Annotated in this window: 1 protein-coding gene; it reads left to right on the forward strand. The window is 74.5% G+C overall.

All coding sequences use genetic code 11. The features are described 5' to 3' along the window. Positions 1-1119 (forward strand): murein biosynthesis integral membrane protein MurJ (murJ, locus tag ACYVE9_RS27825; protein WP_461030658.1); only part of this gene is annotated, 1119 nt, incomplete at both ends.

The raw sequence follows: 1119 nt of genomic DNA on the forward strand, positions 1-1119 counted from the left end.
CCTGCTCACCGGCACGCTGCCCTGGCTGTTCGGCGCGCTCGCCGCGGTCGCCGCGCTGCTGGCCGCGGCGGCGCCCCTGCTGGTCAAGGTGCTCGCCCCCGGACTGGCCGACCCCTCGCTCGCTGTCGACTGCACCCGGCTGACGGCGGTCTCCGTCCTCACCTTCGGCCTCGCCGGCTACTTCAGTGCCGCCCTGCGGGCCCACCGCAGCTTCGTGCCGCCCGCCGCGATCTACGCGGCGTACAACGTCGGCATCATCGGCACCGTGCTCACCCTGCACCCCCTGTTCGGGGTGCGGGCCGCCGCCGCGGGCGTGGCCGCCGGCGGCTGCCTGATGGTCCTCGTCCAACTGCCCGCCTTCCTCCGCCGACTCCCCGTACGGGCCCCGCGCACCGGCGGGGCCGCCGGCCGGAAGACCGCCGGGCCCACCGAGGGCAGAGCCGCGCTGCTCAGCTTCGGACTGCTCGCCCCCGTCGTGCTGTTCGCACTCAGCCGCCAGGCCCAGGTCCTGGTGGAGCGCTTCCTCGGCTCCACGCTGCCCTCCGGGGCCATCTCGCATCTGAACTACGCGCAGAAGGTCGCGCAGATGCCGATGATCCTGTCGCTGATGATCTGCACCGTCACCTTTCCCGTGGTGGCCAGGGCGCTGGCCGACGGGGAGGCCGACCGGGCACGCCGCCGCGTCGAACGGGACCTGACGCTGGCCGCGCTGGTGGTGCTGGTGGGCGCCGCCTACGTCGTCGCCTACGCGCCGCAGATCATCGAGGTCCTCTTCCAGCGCGGCGCCTTCCGGCCCGAGGACACCGCGGCGACCGCCTCGGTGATGCGGGTCTACGCCCTCGGCCTGCTCGGCCACAGCATGGTCGGTGCCCTCGTCAGGCCCTTCTTCTCCGCTGCCCGCCCCACCTGGTACCCGGCCGCCGCGATGGCCGTCGGCCTGCTCCTCACGGTGGCCGTCGGCGCGGCCGCCGCACCGCACTGGGGCATCCACGGCATCGCCGCCGGCAACGCCGCGGGCATCACCGTCACGGCGCTGATCCTGCTGTACGGACTGGGCAGCCGCATGATCGGCATCAGGGCGCGCCGCACGGCCGGGCAGCTGCTGCGGCTGCTGCTGGC

Source organism: Streptomyces sparsus (genome assembly GCF_054776295.1).